The 16,631-nt window shown below is 55.9% G+C and carries 19 protein-coding genes; 11 read left to right on the top strand and 8 right to left on the bottom strand.

The window, feature by feature from the left end:
- Positions 1–22: 22 nt before the first annotated feature.
- Both DHf2319_RS05510 and DHf2319_RS05505 read right to left on the bottom strand, forming a co-directional pair.
- Positions 23–373 (bottom strand): AzlD domain-containing protein, encoded by a 351-nt coding sequence (locus DHf2319_RS05510; protein WP_243479806.1) that lies wholly within the window; start codon positions 371–373, stop codon positions 23–25.
- Positions 374–394: 21 nt separating this feature from the next.
- Positions 395–1,063, bottom strand: coding sequence for an AzlC family ABC transporter permease (locus tag DHf2319_RS05505; protein WP_243480021.1), 669 nt, complete (start codon positions 1,061–1,063; stop codon positions 395–397).
- A gap of 247 nt (positions 1,064–1,310) precedes the next feature.
- Here DHf2319_RS05505 and DHf2319_RS05500 point away from each other — a divergent pair, with 247 nt between their 5' ends.
- The 3 genes from DHf2319_RS05500 to DHf2319_RS05490 are packed head-to-tail and all read left to right on the top strand — an operon-like array spanning position 1,311 to position 3,014.
- Complete coding sequence (locus DHf2319_RS05500) at positions 1,311–1,484, top strand: zinc-finger domain-containing protein (protein WP_369810238.1); 174 nt, start codon at positions 1,311–1,313, stop codon at positions 1,482–1,484.
- 16 nt (positions 1,485–1,500) lie between these two features.
- On the top strand, positions 1,501–1,923 hold the full coding sequence (locus DHf2319_RS05495; protein WP_243480020.1) for a YybH family protein: 423 nt from the start codon (positions 1,501–1,503) through the stop codon (positions 1,921–1,923).
- Positions 1,924–1,928: 5 nt separating this feature from the next.
- Entirely contained in the window at positions 1,929–3,014 is a 1,086-nt protein-coding gene (locus DHf2319_RS05490) for a YheT family hydrolase (protein ID WP_243479804.1), read from the top strand.
- Positions 3,015–3,053: 39 nt separating this feature from the next.
- On the opposite strand, the gene DHf2319_RS05485 is transcribed toward DHf2319_RS05490, so the two are convergent.
- Complete coding sequence (locus DHf2319_RS05485; RefSeq protein ID WP_440137316.1) at positions 3,054–4,559, bottom strand: M48 family metalloprotease; 1,506 nt, start codon at positions 4,557–4,559, stop codon at positions 3,054–3,056.
- A gap of 46 nt (positions 4,560–4,605) precedes the next feature.
- Here DHf2319_RS05485 and galU point away from each other — a divergent pair, with 46 nt between their 5' ends.
- The gene (galU, locus tag DHf2319_RS05480) at positions 4,606–5,442 is read left to right on the top strand and encodes a UTP--glucose-1-phosphate uridylyltransferase GalU (protein WP_243479802.1); all 837 of its coding nucleotides are present in this window, start codon (positions 4,606–4,608) and stop codon (positions 5,440–5,442) included.
- 22 nt (positions 5,443–5,464) lie between these two features.
- Here galU and DHf2319_RS05475 read toward each other — a convergent pair whose 3' ends face one another.
- A complete protein-coding gene (locus tag DHf2319_RS05475) occupies positions 5,465–6,319 on the bottom strand; it encodes a cytochrome c oxidase assembly protein (protein WP_243479801.1) in 855 nt (284 codons plus the stop codon).
- Between the two features lie 91 nt (positions 6,320–6,410).
- Between DHf2319_RS05475 and DHf2319_RS05470 the strand changes: the two genes are divergently transcribed.
- Entirely contained in the window at positions 6,411–7,775 is a 1,365-nt protein-coding gene (locus DHf2319_RS05470) for an aminopeptidase P N-terminal domain-containing protein (protein ID WP_243479800.1), read from the top strand.
- A gap of 118 nt (positions 7,776–7,893) precedes the next feature.
- Here DHf2319_RS05470 and DHf2319_RS05465 read toward each other — a convergent pair whose 3' ends face one another.
- Positions 7,894–8,418: a TM2 domain-containing protein gene (locus DHf2319_RS05465; protein WP_369810226.1), complete on the bottom strand. Its 525-nt coding sequence runs from the start codon at positions 8,416–8,418 to the stop codon at positions 7,894–7,896.
- Positions 8,419–8,561: 143 nt separating this feature from the next.
- Between DHf2319_RS05465 and DHf2319_RS05460 the strand changes: the two genes are divergently transcribed.
- From DHf2319_RS05460 to ruvA, 6 genes are all read left to right on the top strand, one after another.
- Positions 8,562–9,791, top strand: coding sequence for an FAD-dependent monooxygenase (locus tag DHf2319_RS05460; RefSeq protein ID WP_243479799.1), 1,230 nt, complete (start codon positions 8,562–8,564; stop codon positions 9,789–9,791).
- Positions 9,792–9,854: 63 nt separating this feature from the next.
- Positions 9,855–10,862, top strand: a complete 1,008-nt coding sequence (dusB, locus tag DHf2319_RS05455) for a tRNA dihydrouridine synthase DusB (protein WP_243479798.1) — start codon at positions 9,855–9,857, stop codon at positions 10,860–10,862.
- 12 nt (positions 10,863–10,874) lie between these two features.
- A complete protein-coding gene (locus DHf2319_RS05450) occupies positions 10,875–11,114 on the top strand; it encodes a helix-turn-helix domain-containing protein (RefSeq protein ID WP_243479797.1) in 240 nt (79 codons plus the stop codon).
- 53 nt (positions 11,115–11,167) lie between these two features.
- Complete coding sequence (gene purH / locus DHf2319_RS05445; RefSeq protein ID WP_243479796.1) at positions 11,168–12,760, top strand: bifunctional phosphoribosylaminoimidazolecarboxamide formyltransferase/IMP cyclohydrolase; 1,593 nt, start codon at positions 11,168–11,170, stop codon at positions 12,758–12,760.
- Between the two features lie 26 nt (positions 12,761–12,786).
- On the top strand, positions 12,787–13,347 hold the full coding sequence (gene ruvC / locus DHf2319_RS05440; RefSeq protein ID WP_243479795.1) for a crossover junction endodeoxyribonuclease RuvC: 561 nt from the start codon (positions 12,787–12,789) through the stop codon (positions 13,345–13,347).
- 60 nt (positions 13,348–13,407) lie between these two features.
- Entirely contained in the window at positions 13,408–13,977 is a 570-nt protein-coding gene (ruvA, locus tag DHf2319_RS05435; protein WP_243479794.1) for a Holliday junction branch migration protein RuvA, read from the top strand.
- A 13-nt stretch (positions 13,978–13,990) separates the two neighbouring features.
- Here ruvA and DHf2319_RS05430 read toward each other — a convergent pair whose 3' ends face one another.
- The 3 genes from DHf2319_RS05430 to DHf2319_RS05420 all read right to left on the bottom strand — a co-directional run bounded on the left by DHf2319_RS05430 (position 13,991) and on the right by DHf2319_RS05420 (position 16,552).
- Complete coding sequence (locus DHf2319_RS05430) at positions 13,991–14,521, bottom strand: carboxymuconolactone decarboxylase family protein (RefSeq protein ID WP_243479793.1); 531 nt, start codon at positions 14,519–14,521, stop codon at positions 13,991–13,993.
- Between the two features lie 69 nt (positions 14,522–14,590).
- Complete coding sequence (locus DHf2319_RS05425) at positions 14,591–15,508, bottom strand: complex I NDUFA9 subunit family protein (protein WP_243479792.1); 918 nt, start codon at positions 15,506–15,508, stop codon at positions 14,591–14,593.
- A gap of 15 nt (positions 15,509–15,523) precedes the next feature.
- Positions 15,524–16,552, bottom strand: a complete 1,029-nt coding sequence (locus DHf2319_RS05420; protein WP_243479791.1) for a threo-3-hydroxy-L-aspartate ammonia-lyase — start codon at positions 16,550–16,552, stop codon at positions 15,524–15,526.
- Positions 16,553–16,631: the final 79 nt, after the last annotated feature.

Genomic DNA, 16,631 nt, shown 5'->3' with positions numbered 1-16,631 from the left:
AATTAACGATAATGTGGTGTGATCACCACCAACCGATCAATGCCCGCAATAGCCAAAAAGCCACCATGCCGCCAACAATCATGACCAACACATTACGGGTTTTTTGGAACAACCAGATAGCAACCAAGGCTGCGAATAGCCGTTGATCAATAACGGTTGCCATGCTGTCTGGCGCTGACCACGGCAAAAGAATCGGCACGATAATCGCCGTCAAGGCCGCTGCGGGCGCATAACGCAAAGCACGGCGTACCCCTTCGCTAAGAGGCACCCGATGACCAAACAGATGGTAGCTCGCCCGTGTCAGCAACGTACAAATTGTCAATAAACCGATCGCACCGTAGAGATACCAATGATCTGCAAGCGCTTGTTCCATGTTTGTTTATTCCTTGCCAGCCTAGCGCTTTTTCTTTAAGGCCGTCTCGGCCCAAATGCCTGACACAATACCCACGACCACAGCCGCCAAAAGCCCCAATCGCAACGGCAAACCCTGCGATATCCAGGCAGTGACCCCCGCAGCCAGCATCGACACCAGCATGGGGCGACTGTTGGCCAACGGAATCGTGATAGCCATCAAAGCCAGCACGGCTGCGTAATCCAGCGACCACGCTGTGGGCACCAGAGACCCCAGGGCGATTCCCAGCAAAGACGATGTCTGCCAGGTGAACCAGCCCGGCACAATGGTCGCCAGAAAAAATGAGCGCTGCGCGGCAGTCCCCTTGATATCAGCATCTCCAAAGCGCGGCATGAACAACACAAATGACATATCAGTCGTGAAGTAGCCATAGGTCAGCCGTTTGTACCAAGGCAAGGACTGAAAGTAAGGCTGCAAGGCTGCACTGAAAATCAAAAACCGCAGATTCACAATTAAACCCGCCGCAAATATCAACCACAGCGGCGCACCAGAGGCGATCAAAGGAAGCGAGGTCAGTTGCGCCGAGCCCGCGTATACGAACAAGGTCATCCAGACAGCAGCGCTTTCGGTCAAGCCCGACTTCACCATGGCCACGCCAGTCACCAAGCCCCAGGTGAAGGTAGCGATCAGTGCCGGGCGTACCGCAATCAGCGCCTCTCGCCGCGCGGCTTGACACTCGGCTTTTATCGATAGATTTGTTTCAGAAGACACAAAGAACCATTCCAGCGCAAACATTCCAGCTCAAAAAGTCACCCAAAGGACTTCACAGGTTGGATAAACAATCCACATCATTGTAATGCCCGGCTTGGTACAATCACATTGAGTCCAATTCCCGAGAGATCTCGCGATGTCCGAACCTGTTTCAACTGCCAGCGCTGACCTGACCGCCCAGACTGTCATGGTGACTGCTGAAGATTTACCCCTGCATTGCCCTGGCGACAAGGCCCCGGTGTGGAGCATGCACCCGCGCGTATTTTTGGACGTGACTAAAACCGGGGAGGTCAAGTGCCCATACTGCGGCACGAATTACAAACTGGCCCCGGGCACCGTACTGGCTGGCCACGGTCATTAAGAACGTCACCTCAATGATGTTTGCCTCTGCCACCGAAGCGGAACAAGCCTTTTATCGCGCACTGGCACGCGGCGACATCGAGGGTCTGATGCAAGTGTGGGCTGGCGATGAAGAAATCGTCTGCGTACATCCTGGTGGCTTGCGCCTGATCGGTCATTTGGCTGTCAGGGAATCCTGGGAGTCCATTCTCAAACATGGCGGATTACATATCGAAACATCGAAGGTGGTTGAACTTTCCAACATGGTTGGCGCTACCCATTCGGTGATCGAGCAAATCCGCGCCATGGGGCCAAATGGCACCGAATATGCGTACTGCTATGCCACCAACGTGTTTCACAAAGGGCCCTCGGGTTGGCGGATGGTGATGCATCACGCAAGCGCCGCCCCCGAGCGTGCAGGCGCATTTGACCTGCACGATGCGCCAGGTACGTTGCACTGATCTAGATGACTGCACAGATCGACACATCACCTTGTCCCGCACCTGCCTGGCTACCGGGCGGCCACCTGCAAACCTTGTATGGTGCGTTGGTAGCGCCTGCCAATCGATTACGGTTCGTGCGTGAACGTGTCAGATCGGCCGATGGCGACTTTCTGGACTTTGACTGGAGCGCACCTGGCCTGGTGCTACACCCCAAAGATCGCAAGGTAAATCGTGATGGTCTACCCAAGAAAAGTGCAGCCACCCGCTGGATTGAGGCCAGTGACAGAGACTTGATTGACCACCATCAAGATGCACCCGCATTGGTGCTATTGCATGGCTTGGAAGGCGACAGCAACAGTCGCTACGTTCAGTCCATCCTGCAGTATTTCCGGGCCCGCGGCTGGCTGGTGGTGCTGGCTCATTTCCGTGGCTGCTCGGGTACACCGAACCTTCTGGCACGCTCTTACTTCTCGGGGGACATCGATGAGGTCGATTTCATTCTGAATGCCGTGATCGAGCGTGCACCAATGGCTCAATGGCATGTAGCTGGTGTCTCACTAGGCGGCAATGCGCTACTTAAATATCTGGGTGAGCGCGCCGGGCAGACCGCACCAATCGAAACCGCTGTCAGCATCTGCGCCCCGATGGATCTGTTCGCAGCCGGCAACCGGCTCAGTGAAGACTGGGTCTGCCGACAAGTCTACACCCGGCATTTCTTGCGCAGCATGAAACCAAAAATCATGGAAAAAGCCTCACGGTTTCCGGGTGCCATTGACGTGACTCGTATTTCGCGCGCCAGAACGCTGAAAGATTTTGATGATGCCTACACGGCACCCATGCATGGTTTTGCCAATGCGCTGGACTATTGGCAAAAGGCCTCAAGCAAACCGTGGCTGCCCTACATCGAAGTGCCCACGCTAATTATTAATCCACGCAACGACCCCTTCATTCCCGAACCGTCGCTACCCGGCCCGTCAGAGGCGAGTGCTCATGTCACCCTGCATCAACCAGCCGAGGGTGGCCATATGGGATTTGTCACGGGCAGATTTCCCGGCAACCTGAACTGGCTGCCAGCACGCTTGGCCAAATTTTTTAATGTGCGGCAATAAGCTCTGATATCAGCAGATGCTAATCAGGCGAACTCAGACCTAACTACTGAATTTTTCCAGTACTGACTTTTCCTGCGCCATACGCGCCTGAAGACTTCGAATCTGTGCGTCGATTCGTGACTGTTCATGGAAATCCTGAGTCATCTCACGTGCCTGCTGCAATTGCGCCATGGCCGAGGGTAAAGCACCGGTCAACACATAGTAGTCAGCCATGGCTCGACGAGCCTGCGCTGGCTGCTTTGAGTCCGCTAGGTTGACGGCTAGCAATTGATAAAGCACCGGCGACTCGGAGGGCCACTTCTTGATTTGTTGCTCCAGAAACTTGGCCGCTTCAGCATGACGCCCAAGTTTTTGCAGGGCACGCGCCTGGATTTCCGCTAACGCACGGTGATTTGGCCAACGCGTGAGCGCCGAGCGAGCAATCGACAAAGCACTGGCTGCGTTATCCTGGGCCAGCGCCAGGGCAGCTGCCTGGCGTTCAATGTAGGGCGAGTCTTTCACGCCTTGGCGCGCATAGTCCAAAAACCGCTTGGCATCAACGTATTGCCGGCGCTGGGAGGCCAACTCAGACAAGGCTAGCCAAGCGGCTGAACGTTGCGCCCCTTTCAGACGCCTGCCCTCGTCTTGCAGCTTATCGATGATGCGCGTGACATCATGACGCTCGACGGTTTGCAACACCAGAGCACGGGCACGTACATACCAGAAGGCATCAGAGCTAGGAAACCGGTTGTTGTCCAACAACTGGGTACGGTTTTGCATGTCGGTCATGCGCTCAATACTCAGTGGATGGGTGCTGAAATAAGCATTGCCACCTGAACCAGCCATATTGAACTGTGCGCTGTTCATGAGCTTGGCAAACATCTCCTGCAATCCGTTCGGATCGTAGCCGGCTTTGCTAAGCATATGAAACCCCACCCGATCAGCCTCACGTTCTGCATCACGTGAGTACCCTAGCTGCTGGTCAATGGCAGCGGCCTGCCCAAACGCGGCAATACCCGAGGCCACATTCACACCACCCGCCAAGGCGGCCAACAATGCTGCCGCCACGGAGGCCAGCGCGATCATCTCGCTTTGCTTTTGCTGGGTCAACCCGCGCGCAATGTGGCGCTGGGTGACGTGTGCGATTTCGTGTGCCATCACGCCTGCCACTTCCGACTCGGAATCAGCTTGCACAATCAGACCAGTATTAATACCGATATAGCCTCCGGGTAACGCGAAGGCGTTAAAGCGCGGATCAAGCACGCCGAACACATCAACGTGTACCGCATGACTGACTGCGTAACGCGACAGGCGTTTGGCCATATCATTGAGGTACTGATTGATCTCAGCATCATGCACGTAGGTGGGATCTCGCCTGCCGCTTGCGATGATGAGATCGCCCAAGGCGCGCTCGAGCGCCGGCGACAGATCTGAACCGCTAGCCGCGCCAATATTGGGCAAGCCCATGGGCTGTGCCAACGCCGGCGCTGTCACCAAGGCAGGCGCCGACACCGCCAGTACGACGGCGGCAATCTTTTGCTTTACGGACAAACGCATACGTAACATCATTTCGGTATGATAGCTGCCATTCGAGTTAGTTCCGGAAACATTTATGCGCCCCATCAGAAAAGCCGTTTTTCCTGTCGCTGGTCTCGGCACCCGATTTCTGCCAGCCACCAAAGCCATGCCCAAGGAGATGCTGCCGGTGGTTGACAAACCACTGATTCAATACGCAGTTGAGGAAGCGGTCGCAGCAGGTGTAACAGAGCTGATATTTGTGACGGGGCGCAGCAAACGAGCCATCGAAGATCATTTCGATTCGGCGCCTGAACTTGAGATGGAACTGGCCCGAAAGGACAAGCAAGCGATGCTCGCCGCGGTTAAAAACATCCTGCCGGATCATGTCAGTTGCATTTACATCCGCCAAACCGCCCCGCTCGGGCTCGGTCATGCGGTGCTTACCGCGGCCCCGGTCGTGGGTGACGAACCATTTGCTGTGCTGCTTGCTGATGACTTGATCGATGCTGACAAGCCAGTCTTGTCACAGCTAATTGATGCAGCACTCACGCACCAAGGCAGCATTCTGGGCGTGCAAGAAGTGGCGCGCGAGGACACTGATAAATACGGCATCGTTTCCAGCAACAAAGTCAATTCACGCACCGAACGAGTTAATGCCATCGTGGAAAAACCCGCCCCCGATGCCGCTCCTTCAACCCTTGCCGTGGTGGGTCGCTATGTGCTCGATGCCGCCATCTTTAACCATCTGCGTCGAACGCAGGCGGGCTCAGGCGGCGAAATCCAATTAACCGACGGTATCGCCTCGCTGATGACAGAAAAGCCAGTCTTTGCGCACCGCTACGAGGGAACACGTTACGACTGCGGCAGCAAAGCAGGCATGTTTGCCGCCACAGTGGCTTATGGCAAGAAGTATCACGGCCTAGAGCCATAGCACTTGACCGTCAACTACAGTCCTACCCCGTCGCCGGTGTCGGTGTCCGTTTAGCCGGCGGCGGACCCTTGCCCCATCGCCCCTTACTCGATAGCCGCATGACGTTGCGTAGTGCAATCAATAGCCCTGCCACTTCGGTCATGGCAGCCGGAATCCACATGGTCAAACCACCAATAGCCTGATCCGTGATGGCAGACATCGCGATGGCCCGACCACACAAATCAAACAGCGGATAAAGATCACGCTCGGTAAACGCGATGATGGCGCCAGCCACCATTTGCGGTGCCATCGTCACAATCGGGGAGATCACCCGCCCACCAGGCGTCATGGCTGCCGGTGGTGCAGGCCGGCGATCCAAAATAAGGTTCCAGTACATAAATCCACTGATCACCACCGACCAGTTCATGATGCGATAAAGCCGCCAATCGAGCATGGAGTAAAACTGCACAGACGGGATTAACCAAACGATCACCAGAAACACGAACAACGCTGGCACAAATATCGGGTTGGTCATGATCGCAATGATGGCGCGACCCGTCAGCGTCTGGTTAAACCTTCTTAGTCGGCTGCGCCAGGCAAGCGGCATACCAGCGCGCATCACCGAGCCCGGATACGCAGCCATTAACACCAGCGGCCCCAGATGATGCAGCACCAGATGCTGGATGCGATGCATGAAGAACATACGCTCGGCGTAGTAGTCCAGCAGGGTATGCATCGATAGATAAATCAACACCACCCCGCTCCAGAACAACACTTTGCGTGAGGTGCTGACTTTGTGCACGCGTTGGCCTCGCACGAACAAAGTAATGCCGAGCGCAAACGCGATCAACAACGCCGGAGAAAACTCCCAGGGCACAAGCCAACCTAACCAATCCATGGTGCATGATTCCAATTCAGTTGCACAAATTGTAGTATGACGGGATAGACAGTCTCGAATTCCCTTAATTTCTCTCTAAAAAGTCAGCACCATGTCACTGGTAGGTCCATTGCACGACATCTCGGTTTATCAAACCCGACGCGAGCGTATCGCTACCTGGATGCGCACCGAGGGCGGCGGCATTGCCTTGATCCCAACAGGTTGCGCGCGTATGCGCAATGCCGACGCGAGTTACCCATTTCGCTTTGACAGCCAGTTTTACTACCTCACTGGCTTTACTGAACCCGATGCCTGGCTGATCATTCTCGCGCCCAAAGGCCAATCCACCGAGTCGTGGCTGCTGTGCCAACCCAAGAACCCGGAATCAGAAACCTGGGACGGCAAACGCTGGGGGCCTGATGCTGCCAAAGAGGCATTCGGTTTTGAGGGGGCAGCCTCAGTTGATGAGCTCGATGGCTGGATGAGCGAGAAGCTTTGCGGTCACAGCCGGCTGTTCGCACCGTTACATCGCAGCAGCATGCCCGATCTGGTCAGCCAAATGCAGCGCTGGGTGAATACCGCCCGTCAGAAGTCGCGCGGCATTAAAAAAGTACCCACTCACTGGATCGACCTAACCCCCACCATCAGCCACCACCGGCTTGTCAAAGACGCGCATGAGCTTGCGGTCATGCGCGAATCCGCGCGCATCGCAGCCATCGGTCACTGTGCGGCGATGCGCGCTGCCAAGCCAGGTCTGACCGAACGGGCGCTTGAGGCCGAGCTGATGGCCGTTTTTTTGCGGGAAGGCGCGCAAGCAGCAGCCTACGAAACCATTGTGGCCACTGGTGTCAATGCCTGCACGCTTCACCATGCCGCTGGTGCCAGCCGAATTGGTGAACATGATTTGGTGCTGATTGACGCCGGCTGTGAACTCAATGGCTATGCCTCTGACATCACCCGAACCTTTCCGGCCAGCGGGCGTTTTACGCCTGAACAAGCGGCACTCTACGACATTGTGCTGGCAGCCCAAGACGCGGCCACTGCCCACACCGCGCCAGGTCTGTCGTTTAACGCCGGGCACGATGCGGCTGTCAAGGTGCTGACTCAAGGCTTGATTGATGAGGGCATCATTCAAAGCAGTCTGGACGCTGCTATTGAGCAAAGCCTTTATCGGCCCTACTACATGCACCGCACAGGCCACTGGCTAGGTTTGGATGTCCATGATGCGGGCCCTTATCGCTTGACGGAGGTTGACACCGATGAGCCCGACTGGCGCGCACTTGAGCCGGGCATGGTATTGACCATTGAGCCCGGGCTTTACATCACGCCTGGTTCCGGTGCACCCGAGAGATTTTGGAATATCGGCATTCGCATTGAAGACGATGCGGTGGTGACTGAGACGGGCTGCGCGCTTATTACGCGCGGGGTGCCGGTAGCGCGCAAAGAGATTGAGGCACTGGTGCAGTCAGGTCGCTGAAAAGCCTTGGACTAATCTATACCCTTTCGGGTGGTCTAATCCGCAAATCTCATATTGAAAGCAATCAACCGTCGCAGCATAAAGCTGCCGGCGGCGGGTTTGTTTGCCAGCGTTGAACTCAGAAATTCAAGCCATCAAGCCAACCGAGCCTGCTCCAAATATGCAGCACCACATGCGCGATGGCAAACATGGTCAGCACCGTACCGATTAACAATCCGAAACTTGCCACCAGAACCGGCCCCCATCCGGTGGGCTTGTCACGCACAAAACCCGGGTTATACCGTGCATCGAACTTGGCGTCGCTGGTCAGACACAGCACAATCGCCTCAATAAAACCGGCAATGGCCGGAATGAACAACAGGAACATCGCGGGCGTGTCCCACCAGATCTCGGCACGGCTAGCCAGAAACAACAATACGGCTGCAAGCACCCCCAACACCCATGGATATCGACGTCCCAAATAGAACCAGTGCGCACCAAACCAGCCACCGTAAAACGACAGCAATCCAGCCATAACCTTGCTGCGCACTGGTCTGACCGCAGGCTTGGTCAACGACACCCGGGAACCCTGATCAGTTGTTGATGCGCTTGGTTCAGTCGCTGAGCTTGAAGTCGGATTTGTATTTGATGTTGTGTTTTGCATGGACGAAATTCTATACGCAGTCTGTGGATCTGGCGAAGTTTGTACGGACTGACAGGTTTTATTGTCTTACAGGTTTTATTTCTTGCGCTTTGCCGAATCTGCCTTTTTAAGGGGCAAACCGCAATTTTGGCTAAACTCAAGTCATGAGCAAACTGCAATCCGTGCATCCCTCAAAAATTTCTGACAACGCCATGACATCACCAAAGGTGGCTGCCCCGCCCGCGATCGAGTTTGATTTGGGTATCGTTGGTGGTGGACCCACCGGCAGTGCATTGGCATTGCTGCTCGCTCGCTTGGCGCCTGACCCAGCTCGAATCGTGCTGTTTCAATCCGAGACCGTGACACGCTGGAACATAGCCGCACACGAAGACAACCGGGTGATCGCACTAAACGAAGGCACCCGGGTTCTGTTTGACGACTTGGATGTCTGGCCGCATGACGCCACTGCGATCCAGACCATTCATGTCTCACAGCGTGGACGGCTAGGTCGCACGCTCATCACCCGAGAGGAATTTAACGTGCCAGCGCTTGGCTATGTCGTGCGCTACAGCAGCCTGCACACAAAGCTTTTGCAGGCAGCCCAAGCGATTGGGGTGACCGTCATTCAGGGCAAGGCATCCAGTGTGATGCAAACGGGCGATGCGGTCAGCATTCGTACCGACAAAGGCCATGTCAGTGTCGCCCTGGCCGTGCGTGCCGATGGCATGAACCACGGTGGTGCACCCGATCAATACCGTCAGGTCGCCCTATTAGGGCAAGCATGGGTCACTCAACCCAAACCGGGGTGGGCCTATGAGCGATTCACCCGGAGCGGGCCATTTGCGGTACTGCCGCACCCTGATGGAGATGGCTCACAGTCGATTGTCTGGTGTTGCGAGCCTGAGCGCGGGCGAGCGATCGAGGCCATGGAGCTGCGCGAACTGGAAATCGCCATGAACCAGACATTTGGTGACCGCTTGGGTCGCTTTATGGTGAAGGACAAGCTCAAAGCCTACCCACTTTATCAAAGCCTGGATCCCAACCCTGTCAATGGTCGGATCGTCAACATCGGCAATGCCGCCCAAACACTACACCCTGTCGCAGGTCAAGGCTTGAACCTGGGCATTCGTGATGTCGCCACGTTATCGCATTGCCTGCGCGACTGGATCGCTTACCCGCACCGAAACCCCGCCCGAACCTTGGATATCTATCAGAACCTGCGAGCCCGTGACCGCACCGGTACGGTCAAACTCACTGAACTGATGTCCAAGGCATTCACCACAGGTTGGGCACCCTTTGAACACGCAGCCGGCCTCAGCCTTTGGGCACTCGATGCGATAGAACCATTGCGTGCGCCGTTAGCCAGGCATTTGATGCAGGGATTGCGGCAGTGACACACACAGGTCTCGGTTGGTGCCTGTCACAGAATCACCCTCCCGCTCCGATACAATGAGGCCATGCAAATCGGCCAATGGACCTTCCCCAATCAAGTGTTTGTCGCCCCCATGGCAGGGGTGACTGACCGGCCGTTTCGTCAACTTTGCAAGCGCTTGGGAGCCGGGCACGCTGTGTCCGAGATGGCTGCCAGCAACCCGGCATTATGGGACAGCGTCAAGACCTCCCGGCGCCTGGATCACACCGGAGAAATCGACCCCATCACGGTACAAATCGCCGGCGCTGACCCGGACACGATGGCTCAGGCCGCGGTCTACAACATCGGCAAAGGCGCACGCATCATTGACATCAACATGGGCTGCCCTGCTAAAAAAGTTTGTAAGGTGGCAGCAGGCTCAGCCCTGTTACAGCATGAAGATCTCGTGGCCCGGATTCTGGAGTCTGTGGTTAAAGCCTGTAGCCCACACAATGTGCCTGTCACGCTGAAGACGCGCACTGGCTGGGATCGTCACAATCGCAACGCTTTACGCATCGCCAAACTGGCTGAGTCGCTGGGCATTGCCGCCTTGACGCTGCACGGACGTACACGCGCTGACCGCTATGAAGGTGAGGCTGAATACGACACCATCGCAGCCGTTAAGGCCGAAACCTGCATGCCCGTGATTGCCAATGGCGACATTGACAGCCCCGAGAAAGCACGCATGGTGCTAGATCACACCGGCGCAGATGCTGTCATGATCGGACGCGCTGCGATGGGTAGACCCTGGATATTCAGAGAAGTAGACCACTATCTGCGCACCGGGCAAACGCACCCACCACCAACACTATCTGAAATTCGTGACCTTTTGTTACATCATCTGCAAGACCACTACCAGTTCTATGGCGAGTACACTGGCGTTCGTACTGCACGCAAGCACATTGGCTGGTACCTGCAGAATATCCCGCATGGCGATACGCTTACCGCTCGCATCAATGTCATCGATGACACGGCTGAGCAAGCGCGGGAGGTTCAACGTTGGTTTGATGAAGCACTGGATCGGGATCACGCTGGCAGTCGGCTTGCCGCCTAACAAGAGATATCCATGAAAAAAAATGTCACTCCACTAGATGAATCCGTGCGGCTAAACCTGGCGCTCTACCTTGAAGACCTGGGTCAAATTGAACCCACCAACATGTGGGACATGGTGATGCGTTGCGTTGAAAAGCCGCTACTGGAGACCGCCATGGATCATGCTGGCGGCAACCAGTCCAAAGCTGCTGATATGCTGGGAATCACGCGCAATACCTTACGCAAAAAACTGCAACTGCATCAACTGATTTAAATCATCTGGGCCCATGGCCACTCGCTTCTTTCTGATCTTTCTCTTGCCTCATCATGAAAATCCAAACCGCTTTGATTTCCGTTTCTGACAAGTCCGGCGTCGTGCCATTTGCACAATCGCTGCATCAGCGTGGCGTGCGCCTGTTATCCACGGGTGGCACAGCCAAATTACTAGCCGATGCCGGCTTGCCGGTCACCGAGGTGGCCAAACACACGGGCTCGCCGGAGATTCTGGACGGTCGTGTCAAGACCCTGCATCCCAAGATTCACGGCGGCCTACTTGCTCGGCGTGACACCGAAGAGCACATGCAGACACTGAAAAAGCATGGGATTGATCGCATCGACCTGCTGGTGGTGAATCTTTATCCGTTTCGCGAAACGGTCGCCAAGGCGGATTGCTCGTTTGACGATGCAGTAGAGAACATCGATATTGGTGGACCAGCAATGCTCAGAGCTGCCGCTAAAAACCATGGCAATCGCGCCGGTGGTGTCACGGTCGTGATAGACCCGACCGACTACTCGCGAGTGCTATCAGACATGGATGAGCACAAGAACCAGACCAGTTTCGCCTTACGCCTAGAGCTTGCTGCCAAGGTTTACGCGCATACCAGCGCCTATGACGGCGCGATTGCGGCTTACCTGACAAGCTTGGCAGATGCCGAACCTGCGCTGCAACAAACACCTGAACGCGAGACCTGGCCACGCACGCTGACCTTGCAACTCAAACGCGAACAGATTTTGCGTTACGGCGAAAACCCACAACAGATTGCTGCCTTTTACCGCGACCCAAGTGTGCCTACCGGACTCTTGGGTCACTACAAACAGCTACAGGGCAAAGAGCTGTCCTACAACAACATTGCTGATGCCGATGCGGCATGGGATTGTGTCAGAAGCTTTGACAAACCAGCGTGTGTGATTGTCAAGCACGCCAATCCTTGCGGTGTAGCTATCGGCGAAGACACCTACCGCGCCTATGAAAAAGCATTCCGCACTGACCCGACCTCGGCATTTGGCGGCATCATCGCGTTTAACCGCCCCATCGATGCGGCGACCGCCGAAGCCGTATCCAGCCAGTTTCTCGAAGTGCTGATTGCACCCGGTTTTGATGGGGCTGCGCTTGCGGTCTTGCAACACAAGAAAAACGTGCGTGTACTTGAAATTCCCATGGGCCCCGCGCATAACGACATTGATGTCAAACGTGTCGGTGGCGGCTGGTTGATCCAAACGCCTGACTGGCAATTGCTCAACGAAGACGAGTTACGAGTGGTCAGCAAGCGCCAACCCACGGCTGAGCAAATGCAGGACTTGCTGTTTGCATGGCGCGTGGCGAAATTCGTCAAGTCCAACGCCATCGTATTCACCGGCAACGGCATGACACTTGGCGTCGGTGCAGGTCAGATGAGTCGGGTAGATTCGGCCCGTATCGCCTCGATCAAGGCAGAGAACGCCGGGCTTGATCTTCGCGGCAGCGCCGTGGCTTCAGACGCGTTCTTCCCGTTCCGTGACGGGCTCGATGTGGTGGTCGATGCGGGAGCCACCTGCGTGATCCAACCCGGAGGCAGCATGCGTGATGCTGAGGTGATTGCCGCGGCTGATGAGCGCGACGTAGTGATGGTGTTGACTGGCATGCGTCATTTCCGTCATTAAGTCTGGCGCTCAAGCACTGACCAATCATGCGCATACTTGGAGTAGACCCTGGATTAAGACGCACAGGCTTCGGTGTCATTGATAGCCATGGCAGTCGCCTGACATATGTCGCAAGCGGCACCATCATCGTACCAAGCGATGTCTCCTTGCCTGAACGCCTGAAAGTCATTCTTGACAATTTGCGTGAAGTTGTCCGACAAACACAACCTGATGTGGCGGCGCTGGAGATTGTGTTCGTCAATACCAATCCGCAGTCTACCCTCCTGCTGGGCCAAGCTCGAGGTGCGGCGATGTGTGCCCTGGCCGACAGTGGACTGACCGTGCATGAATACACAGCCTTGCAAGTCAAAAAATCGGTAGTGGGCCATGGCAAAGCTGCCAAGGAACAAGTGCAGATGATGGTGCAACAGTTGCTAAGCCTCGAGGGGGTGCCCGCGCCTGATCCGGCTGACGCCTTGGCATGCGCCATTTGTCATGCCCATACTGCCCCACTGGGGCAAGCGCTAACCGGTCAAGGCTGGCGGACAGTGGCCGCCCGATCATCGCGCTCAAGTGTCAAAGGTGGCAGATTCCGGCGTGGGCTTTAATATGTCATCTGTGACCACACAGAATACCCGCACAGATAGCAAACCTATTCGAGACCTGGCATGATCGGAAGATTAACTGGCACCTTGTTTGAAAAAGCCCCTCCGCGAATTGGCCTTGATGTCAACGGCGTGGGCTATGACATTGAGGTCTCGATGACCACGCTCTACGATCTGCCCGAGGTTGGTGCCAAGGTCACGCTATTGACCCATCTCGTGGTGCGTGAAGACGCCCACATTCTGTTTGGCTTTGCGACACAGCAAGAGCGCCAGACTTTTAGAGAACTCATTAAAGTCACCGGCATTGGCGCCAGAACCGCGCTCGCGGTGCTCTCCGGACTGTCAGTGGCAGAGCTTGCGCAAGCCGTTACCTTGCAAGAAACCGGACGTTTGACCAAAGTACCTGGTATCGGCAAAAAAACAGCTGAACGACTGCTACTCGAACTCAAAGGCAAGCTCGGTGCCGACAACATTGCCACCGCAGTGGGCACCTCGCATGAGACTGACATCCTGCAGGCCTTGACCGCACTCGGCTACTCAGACAAGGAGTCGCTGGCAGCGATTAAAACGCTGCCAGCCGGCGTAGAGGTGTCCGAAGGCATACGCCTAGCCCTCAAAGCACTCGCACGCTAATCAGTCGGCTAGTTCAATCGGGTCGGTCATCCGAGTGGATCTGCATCGCCTCCAGAAATCGTGAGACCATGTTGTAGGCTGCAATCGTGGCAGTTAACTCGACCAATTGCTCATGGTCAAAGTGCTGGCGTACGGCAGTCGCGACCTCATCAGGCACATGCACATGGGTGGTCATGGCATCGGTATACGCCAACACATCACGTTGAGTCTGGTCAAACACGCTCTCGTCGGCACGCCAATTAGCCAAGGCATTGAGCTGAGCTTCGGTCACGCCGGCTTTCAGGGCGAAGGGCCTATGCTGATCGGCTTCATAGGGCGCACCGTTGATATGCGCTACGCGCATAATCACCAGTTCACGCAAGGCTGCTGACAGCTTGCACTGCTGGCGAATCGCCGTCAGATAGCCTAGCCAGCCAGTGGCCACCGGCACGCTGTGCATCAGCATGCGATATAGGTGTAGAACTTCACCACGCTCAGCCTTTATTTTTTGCACCAGGGGCTGAACTTCTTCTCGGGTCAGATCGGCGTACGGAATGCGTGCCATGAAATCTCCAACAAAAACATTTAAAAACCACTTTCAGCAAACCGTTTGACATCCGGCCTGCTCAAGCAATCAGTAGGACTTGAGGTATCTCGGTGCCACCGCCTCGAGGGGCGTGGCTACTACACCCAGAATCGGATCCATGGGGTGATCACTGACGTTGTCAGTTTGCAATGAATCGAGATTGTCGCGTGACATCAAGGGCTCACCTGGCAGACACTCGAAGAACCAGGCCTGCATGCGCCCAATGCCCATGGGTAAATCAACCACTGGTCGCGGATGGCCGCTGTACTTGGCTGCCAGCGCCACTAGTTCCCCAAGGGTATAGACCTCGGGGCCGGCGAGGTCGTATGTCTGGCCGCAAGTACCCTTTTGATCGAGGCAATTCACGATCGCTTGAGCCACATCTTCAACATAAACCGGCTGCAGACGGGCTTTACTGCCCGCCAAGGGCAACACGAAAAACCATTTTGCCAGACCGGCAAACATGTTCATGAACTTATCCCCTGGACCAAACACCACCGAAGGTCTAAAAATCGTCGTGCACAGTTCAGGTGTTTGTGCAGCCACCTCGGCAATCGCCGCCTCACCGGCCGCCTTTGACCTTGAGTACTGGCTCGAGCCATTGGCACTCGCCCCAAGCGCACTGACATGCACAAGCCGCTTCACCCCGTGAGTTGCACACGCGCGCGCAATCGCCGCTGGCAGCTTCACGTGTGCCGCATCAAAGGCTGGACCGTAGGGCTGTCCTGACGGACTGTGCAACACACCCACCAGATTGATGACCGCATCCATGCCTTGAACCAGCGAATTAAGTACGGACTCGTCGTGGACGTCGCCCGGCATGATGGTGACAGTCGGATGGACCATCAAGTCACGGGCATGGCGCAACCGTCTGGTGGGCACGAACACCTTGTCACCACGTGCGGCTAGTTTGGCTACCACATGTTGCCCGATAAAACCGGTGCCACCAATCACCAAAATACGCATGACCACTTCTCCTTGTTATTTGCTCGCGATCCACGGGCCAGTGTCCCATTTGGGATCTGACAGAAATGCCCCATAGCTTGCCAGATCTACATTACCACCGCTGACAATCACGCCAATTCGCATACCGGGTTCGATGGGCAAGACACGCTGCAGTACGGCCGCGGCTGCCAGGCATCCCGTCGGTTCCACCACTAACTTTAACCGCTGCGCAAACCAGCGCATGGCAAGTACTAGCTGCGCATCGGACACGGTCAGAATATCGGTCACGTACTGCCGCATCAACGCAAACGTCATCTCACCAGGCGCTGAGGTGACCGCGCCGTCAGCAATCGACTTGGGGGTCGGAATCGACACGATCTTGCCCGCCTGCAACGACTGGCGCACATCGTCGCCTGCCTCAGGCTCGACCCCATAGACTTTGCAATTGGGACTTAGCACCGAAGCTGCTAAAGCACATCCGGACAGCAAACCACCACCGCCTAAGCATACGAGTAGCGCATCGAGCTGTCCCACGTCTTCAAACAGCTCCTTGCCCGCGGTGCCCTGGCCGCAGATGACATCAGGATGATTAAACGGTGGGATCACCGTGTAACCATGACGTTTGGCCAAATCGGCGGCGATCTCGTCGCGGTTTTCTGTATATCGGTCGTAGGCCACAATCTTGGCACCATAACCCTCGGTGGCTGCCCGCTTAGCAGTCGGTGCATCATGCGGCATCACTATGGTAGTGCTGACCCCCAGAATCTGGCCGGACGCTGCGATGGCCTGCGCATGATTACCCGACGAGTAGGCCACTACTCCAGCGGCGCGTTCGTCAGATGTCAGGTTAGACAAGGCATTAAACGCCCCCCTGAACTTGAATGCGCCAGTGCGCTGCATTGGTTCACACTTAAAAAAGACCTCGGCGCCGAGCGCCTGATTCAGGGAATTGCTATTAAGCACGGGCGTGCGATGCGCCACACCCGCCAAAGTACGGGATGCACGTTCAACACCCGCGTAGTTGGGTAATGAAGACTGTTCAATGTTTGGTGGGGAACTAGGCATGGCGATCTGTGTCCTTAAATCCTCGAAGCAACCTCCCGATAGTGTACGATTGTTGCAAGCATCTTCTCCAAACAATTCC

This window comes from Orrella daihaiensis (assembly GCF_022811525.1).
Lineage (GTDB): Bacteria > Pseudomonadota > Gammaproteobacteria > Burkholderiales > Burkholderiaceae_B > Algicoccus > Algicoccus daihaiensis.
Note: the sequence above shows the minus strand (reverse complement) of the source record. Positions and strands in the feature narration are given on the sequence as shown.